The following is a 5,865-nucleotide window of genomic DNA, read 5'->3' on the forward strand; positions in this document are numbered from 1 at the left end:
GGGGGGGGGGGGGGCCGGCGGCGCGCGGGCGCCGGCGCGGGCGCCCCAAGCCGCGGGCGGCGGCGCGGGGGCCGGGGGGGGGGCCGGCCCGCCCGACGCCACGCCCGGTCACACCCCCGCATCCACCAGGTAATCAATGAAGCTCCGCACCTTCGGTGCCAGGTGGCTGCGGCTGGTGTAGACGGCGAAGATGCCGATCGTGGGCACTTCCCATTCCGGCAGCACGCGCACCAGGCGGCCATCGGCCAGCGCGTCCTCCAGCAGGAAATCCGGCTGCAGGATCACGCCCATGCCGGCGATGGCCGCTTCGCGCAGCACGTCGCCGTTGTTGGCCTGCAGGATGCTGTTCACCGTCACCCGGGTTTCGCCCCCCGGCCCCTGCAGCGGCCACTGGTTGCCCGAAGCCCAGTAGCTGTAGCCCAGGCAGTCGTGCTGTTCCAGCTCCTGCGGCGTGTGCGGCGTGCCGCGCGCGGCCAGGTAGGACGGCGCCGCGCACAGGGTGATGCGGGCCTGGCCCAGCCGCCGCGCGATCAGCGCCGGGCTCGGCTCGCGGGTGATGCGGATGGCCACGTCGTAGCCTTCTTCCACCATGTCCACCAGCCGGTCGGACAGGGCCAGGTCCAGTTCCACCTGCGGGTAGCGCTGGCGGTAGCCGGCCAGCAGCGGGCCGAGGCGGGCGATGCCCCAGCTGACGGGTGCATTGATGCGCAGCGTGCCCGAGGGCTCCAGCGCCTGCGCGCCGATGCTGGCTTCCAGTGCGTCGAACTCGGCCAGCAGGCGCACGCACTGCGCGTAGTAGGCCGCGCCGGCGCTGGTCGGGCTGACCCGCCGCGTGGTGCGGTGGAGCAGGCGGGTGGACAAGCGCTTTTCCAGCGCGGCGACCTGCCGGGTCACCCCGGCCGTGGACATGTCCAAGGCCTGCGCGGCGGCACTGAAGCCGTTGCGCTCGACCACCGCGACGAACACACGCATGGCGTCCAGGGTGTCCATTGTTTCGCCTTCTGCAACAAATACGGTCAGATCATCGTATTTATCGGCTCTGGTGAGCGCAATAAGCTGTGCCCACTCCTTCCGATGTGCCTGCCATGTCTACCACGTCCCGTCCGCTGTCACCGCTCGCCCCCTACGCCGGCACCCTGCTGCGGCTGGCGCTGGGCGGCCTGTTCCTGGCCCATGGCCTGACCAAGCTGCTGGTGTTCACCCCGGCCGGCACCGCGGCCTATTTCCAGTCGCTGGGCCTGCCCGGTGTACTGGGGTATTTCACGATCGTTGCCGAGCTCGGCATCGCCACCGCCCTGCTGCTGGGCGTCTATGCGCGCTGGATCGGCCTGCTCGGCGTGCCGCTGCTGCTGGGCACCATCGTCACCGTGCACGGTGCCAACGGTTTCAGCTTCGCCAACAGTGGCGGCGGTTGGGAATACCCGGCGTTCTGGGCCGTGGCCCTGGTCGTGCTGTTCCTGCTGGGCGATGGCCGCTGGACCCTGCGTTCGCGCTGATCGCCCCATGAAAGACTTCCTGGAGGTTTCCATGTCCCGTCTGCCTTCGCTGTACATCTCCCATGGCTCGCCGATGACCGCCCTGCATCCGGGCCAGGTCGGCGTGCGCCTGGCCGAGCTGGCCCGCGACCTGCCGACGCCGCGCGCGATCGTCATCGCCTCGGCGCACTGGCTCGCCCGCCAGCCGCTGGTCGGCACGCACCCGCAGCCGCCGACCATCCATGATTTCGGTGGTTTCCCGCGCGAGCTGTTCGAACTGCAGTACCCGGCCCCGGGCGACCCGGCGCTGGCCGAAGAAGTGGCCGGCCGCATCGCCGCCGCCGGCCTGCCGGTGGCCATCGACCCGCAGCGTGGCCTCGACCACGGTGCGTGGGTGCCGCTGCGCATGCTGCGCCCGCAGGCCGACATCCCGGTGGTGCCGGTGTCGATCCAGCCGATGCTGGGCCCGCAGCACCAGTACGCGCTGGGCCGCGCGCTGGCACCGCTGCGCGAGCAGGGCGTGCTGCTGATCGGTTCGGGCAGCATCACCCACAACCTGCACGACTGGCGCGATTACCAGGACGGCAAGGAAGCGCCGTACGTGCGCCCCTTCATCGAATGGGTGGAGCAGCGCCTGGCCGCCAACGATCGCGACGCGCTGTTCGACTACCGCCGCCAGGCACCGTTTGCCGAGCGCGCGCATCCCACCGATGAGCACCTGCTGCCGCTGTACTTCGCGATGGGCGCGGCGGGCGAGGGCGGCTTCGGTGCGCAGCGCATCGATGCGGGCATCGACGCCGGCATGCTGGCGATGGATATCTACCGCTTCGATGGCAGCGCTGCGGCGGTGGCCGCATGAGCGCCGTGCTGCCGATGCTGGAGCGCCCGGCGCAGGGCACCGCGCAGGGCCTGGTGGTGCTGCTGCACGGCGTGGGCAGCAACGAGCAGTCGCTGGCCGGCCTGGCCCAGGCGCTCGACCCGCGCCTGCACGTGCTGCTGCCGCGCGGGCCGCTGGTGTTCGGGCCGCAGGCGTTCGGCTGGTTCACCGTGCGCTTCGGTGCGCAGGGGCCGGTGATCGACCCGGCGCAGGCCGAACAGTCGCGCCTGCTGCTGGGCGAGTGGCTGGCGGCGCAGCAGCAGCGGCTGGGCGTGGACGCACGGCAGACCGTGCTGGCCGGCTTCAGCCAGGGCGGCATCATGAGTGCCAGCGTCGCCCTGACCCAGCCGCAGCGGGTGAAGTCGTTCGGCGTGCTGTGCGGGCGCATCCTGCCGGAGATCGCCCCGCACGTGCCGGCCAGCATCGCCGATGCCGGGCTGGACGGTCTGTTGGTGCACGGCCATGCCGACGACAAGCTGCCGTACACGCTGGCCGAATCCGCGGCTGCGCGCCTGCAGGCGCTGGGCGTGGCCCACCAGCTGCGTGGCTACCCGGTTGGCCACACGCTGTCGGCGGACATGCAGCGGGACATCAGCGGCTGGATCCAGCAGCGTTTGCTGTCGCTGCCCTGACGCGCATTCACACAGCGGGCCGCAGCGACGGCCTGCTGTGTTAACTTTTTTTCCAGTCTCCGGCGCACACCGGTTTTTCCCGGGCCCCACGCGCCGCTTCCTGGAAGAAGCATGCACACCATCGAAGTCGTCCTGGCGATGCTGGTAGCCGTTGTCGCCAGCGGTTACCTGGTTCGCGTCCTGCCATTCTCGTTGCCCCTGCCGCTGGTGCAGATCGCGCTGGGCGCGGTCATCGCCGGCGTGTTCAACCGCGGCCATGCGCTGGAACCGGAAGTGTTCTTCCTGCTGTTCCTGCCGCCGCTGCTGTTCCTCGATGGCTGGCGCATTCCCAAACAGGGCCTGTTCCGCGATAAAGGCGCGATCCTCGAACTGGCGTTCGGCCTGGTGGTGTTCACCGTCATCGGCGCCGGCCTGCTGATCCACTGGATGATTCCGGTGATGCCACTGGCGGTGTGCTTCGCGCTGGCCGCCATCGTCTCGCCCACCGACCCGGTGGCCGTCGGTGCGATCGCCGCCAAGGCGCCCATTCCCAAGCGCCTGATGCACATCCTGGAAGGCGAATCGCTGCTCAACGATGCCTCCGGCCTGGTCTGCTTCCGCTTCGCCGTGGCGGCGGTGATGACCGGCAGCTTCTCGCTGGCCACCGCCTCGCTGACCTTCCTGTGGGTGGCCGTGGCCGGCCTGGCGGTGGGCGTGGCGGTCACCCTCGGCGTATCCACGTTCCAGCGCTGGCTGTGGCGCCGCTTCGGCGAAGAGCCCGGCGCGGCGATGCTGGTCAACCTGCTGATCCCGTTCGCGGCCTATCTGCTGGCCGAAGAAATCCACGCCTCGGGCATCCTCGCGGCAGTCGCCGCCGGCATCGCGATGAGCTACGTCGAGCTGACCGGCCGCGTGTCGGGCAGCATGCGCGTGCAGCGTGCGGGCGTCTGGAACATGCTGCAGTTCAGCTTCAACGGCATCATGTTCGTGCTGCTGGGCGAGCAGCTGCCGGGCATCGTCGAGCGCGCCACCACCACCATGAACGAGACCGGCCACCAGAGCGCCTGGTGGCTGCTGGTGTACGTGCTGGTCATCAATGCCGCGCTGATCGCGCTGCGCCTGCTGTGGGTGTGGCTGTCGCTGCGCTGGAACCTGCTGCGCGCGCGCCGCCGTGGCCTGGAGCGGGGCGAGGCGCCGAACTGGCGCATCGTGGTGGCAACCTCGGTGGCCGGCGTGCGCGGTGCCATCACCCTGGCCGGCGTGCTGACCCTGCCGCTGTTCCTGCCTGATGGCAGCGCCTTCCCGGCGCGTGACCTGGTGATCTTCCTGGCCGCGGCGGTCATCCTGTTCTCGCTGGTCGGCGCCAGCGTGGCGTTGCCGCAGCTGCTGAAGGGCCTGCAGCTGCCGGCCGATTCGGGCGAACGCAAGGAAGAGGACCTGGCCCGCAAGCTGTCCTCCAAGGCCGCCCTGGCCGGGGTGGAGCGCATGCGCCAGCAGCTGGTGATGAACCAGAACACCGAAAACGTGCAGCTGTACAACGACGCTGCCTCGCGGGTCAGCCTGCTGTACCAGCGCCATCTGGAAAAGGACAGCGACGGCCCCGACGTGGACCCGGAGAAGGTGAACCGGATGGAGCAGGGCTACCGCCAGCTGCGCAGTGCCGGCCTGAATGCCGAGCGCGAGGAGCTGTTCCGCCTGACCCGGCGCGGGGTGATCTCCGACGAGATCTCGCGGCGCCTGATCCGCAACCTCGACCTGCTGGAATCGCGCAAGCGCGATTGAGGCGGCGGCTGGGGTCAGATCCCTTTCCGCCGGAAAGGGCTCTGACCCCGCAATCCGGGAGCGGATTATTCCGGCTTCTGGTCCAGGAAGTACGCCTCGACCTTGCCATTGACCTTCATGGTCATCGGGTTGCCGCGGCGGTCGCGGGCCTTGCCGGCCTGGACGCGGATCCAGCCTTCGCTGATCGAGTATTCCTCGACGTTGTCGCGCTCGATGTCGTTGAAACGCACGCCAACGCCGCGCTCCAGCGCCTTGGCATCATGGAAGGGGCTGGCCGGGTTGATCGCCAGGTGGTCGGGAGGGGTATCGCTCATCGCTTCATTCACAGTGACGGCCACCAAGGCCGGCTTCAGCGGCACAGGATAAACCGTAGAATGCCGGCCTGCCCCAAGGAGTGCCCGCCATGCCCGACAACAGCGATTATTTCGACTTCGAAGAGGACGCCCACGATTTCGACGAAGACGACTTCGAGGCGCGGGTCTGGAACCTGCTGGTGCTGATCAATCCGGGCGACGAGGAGCTGGCGCTGCAGCAGTTCAACCGGTGGCGCGAGCACCTGGCCGAGGACGGGCAGCCGCTGGAAGCGGACAGCGACTGGGTGCCGGCGCTGTTCACGGCCATCGCCTGGCAGTCGGGCTTCGAGGTCGAGCGTGATGACCTGGAATCGCTGCAGTCGGCGGTGAACGAGCTGTCGGCGCGCTTCAACCTGCAGCTGGACTGGGGCGGCGACCTGGACGACGAGGATTTCGCTGCCGACCTGGACGGCGTGCAGCTGATGTCCACCGCCTTCGACCGCCTGCGCGAGCACAACTACACGCTGTGGAGCGTGGATGCGGGCAGCGACGGCTTCACCGGCTGGATGGCGCTGACCCGCGACGACGACGCGCTGCTGGCGCTGTGCTCGCTGCTGAACCTGGAAGTGCGGCTGGGCAGCGACCCGTTCTGATCGGTAGCGCCGGGCCCAAACCCCATCCACGCATGGCGTGGATCTACTGGATGCATCCGACCATGCACCACCGGTAGCGGCGCGGGGCCGCCCCCCCCCGCGGCCCCCCCCCGGCCCCCCCCCCCCCCCGGGCCCCCGCCCCCCCCCCACCCCACACCCCCCCGAGCCCGCCGC

General features: G+C 69.8%; 7 protein-coding genes. 5 read left to right on the top strand and 2 right to left on the bottom strand.

Going from position 1 to position 5,865, the window contains the following annotated elements:
* Nucleotides 1-108 precede the first annotated feature (108 nt).
* The gene (locus tag ACVOK1_RS20045) at nucleotides 109-990 is read right to left on the bottom strand and encodes a LysR family transcriptional regulator (protein ID WP_406233200.1); all 882 of its coding nucleotides are present in this window, start codon (nucleotides 988-990) and stop codon (nucleotides 109-111) included.
* 95 nt (nucleotides 991-1,085) lie between these two features.
* On the opposite strand from ACVOK1_RS20045, the gene ACVOK1_RS20050 reads away from it, so the two are divergent.
* The 4 genes from ACVOK1_RS20050 to ACVOK1_RS20065 all read left to right on the top strand — a co-directional run bounded on the left by ACVOK1_RS20050 (nucleotide 1,086) and on the right by ACVOK1_RS20065 (nucleotide 4,745).
* Entirely contained in the window at nucleotides 1,086-1,496 is a 411-nt protein-coding gene (locus ACVOK1_RS20050) for a DoxX family protein (RefSeq protein WP_200752976.1), read from the top strand.
* Nucleotides 1,497-1,527: 31 nt separating this feature from the next.
* Nucleotides 1,528-2,334 (top strand): dioxygenase family protein, encoded by an 807-nt coding sequence (locus ACVOK1_RS20055; protein ID WP_108767590.1) that lies wholly within the window; start codon nucleotides 1,528-1,530, stop codon nucleotides 2,332-2,334.
* Complete coding sequence (locus ACVOK1_RS20060; RefSeq protein ID WP_481563057.1) at nucleotides 2,331-2,984, top strand: alpha/beta hydrolase; 654 nt, start codon at nucleotides 2,331-2,333, stop codon at nucleotides 2,982-2,984. Before ACVOK1_RS20055 ends, ACVOK1_RS20060 begins: the two co-directional genes overlap by 4 nt.
* Before the next feature lie 111 nt (nucleotides 2,985-3,095).
* A complete protein-coding gene (locus ACVOK1_RS20065) occupies nucleotides 3,096-4,745 on the top strand; it encodes a Na+/H+ antiporter (protein WP_108767592.1) in 1,650 nt (549 codons plus the stop codon).
* Between the two features lie 65 nt (nucleotides 4,746-4,810).
* Here the strand turns inward: ACVOK1_RS20065 and ACVOK1_RS20070 are convergent, their stop codons facing one another.
* Nucleotides 4,811-5,059, bottom strand: a complete 249-nt coding sequence (locus ACVOK1_RS20070) for a DUF3297 family protein (protein ID WP_108767593.1) — start codon at nucleotides 5,057-5,059, stop codon at nucleotides 4,811-4,813.
* 89 nt (nucleotides 5,060-5,148) lie between these two features.
* Between ACVOK1_RS20070 and ACVOK1_RS20075 the strand changes: the two genes are divergently transcribed.
* Nucleotides 5,149-5,691: a DUF6630 family protein gene (locus ACVOK1_RS20075; protein ID WP_108767594.1), complete on the top strand. Its 543-nt coding sequence runs from the start codon at nucleotides 5,149-5,151 to the stop codon at nucleotides 5,689-5,691.
* Nucleotides 5,692-5,865 lie beyond the last annotated feature (174 nt).

It is taken from the genome of Stenotrophomonas sp. STEN087, from assembly GCF_056759115.1.

Excerpts from the sequence above, each read along its gene's own strand:
- ACVOK1_RS20045 (WP_406233200.1), bottom strand. The coding sequence starts at position 990 with ATGGACACCCTGGACGCCATGCGTGTGTTCGTCGCGGTGGTCGAGCGC.
- ACVOK1_RS20050 (WP_200752976.1), top strand. The coding sequence starts at position 1,086 with ATGTCTACCACGTCCCGTCCGCTGTCACCGCTCGCCCCCTACGCCGGC.
- ACVOK1_RS20055 (WP_108767590.1), top strand. The coding sequence starts at position 1,528 with ATGTCCCGTCTGCCTTCGCTGTACATCTCCCATGGCTCGCCGATGACC.
- ACVOK1_RS20060 (WP_481563057.1), top strand. The coding sequence starts at position 2,331 with ATGAGCGCCGTGCTGCCGATGCTGGAGCGCCCGGCGCAGGGCACCGCG.
- ACVOK1_RS20065 (WP_108767592.1), top strand. The coding sequence starts at position 3,096 with ATGCACACCATCGAAGTCGTCCTGGCGATGCTGGTAGCCGTTGTCGCC.
- ACVOK1_RS20070 (WP_108767593.1), bottom strand. The coding sequence starts at position 5,059 with ATGAGCGATACCCCTCCCGACCACCTGGCGATCAACCCGGCCAGCCCC.
- ACVOK1_RS20075 (WP_108767594.1), top strand. The coding sequence starts at position 5,149 with ATGCCCGACAACAGCGATTATTTCGACTTCGAAGAGGACGCCCACGAT.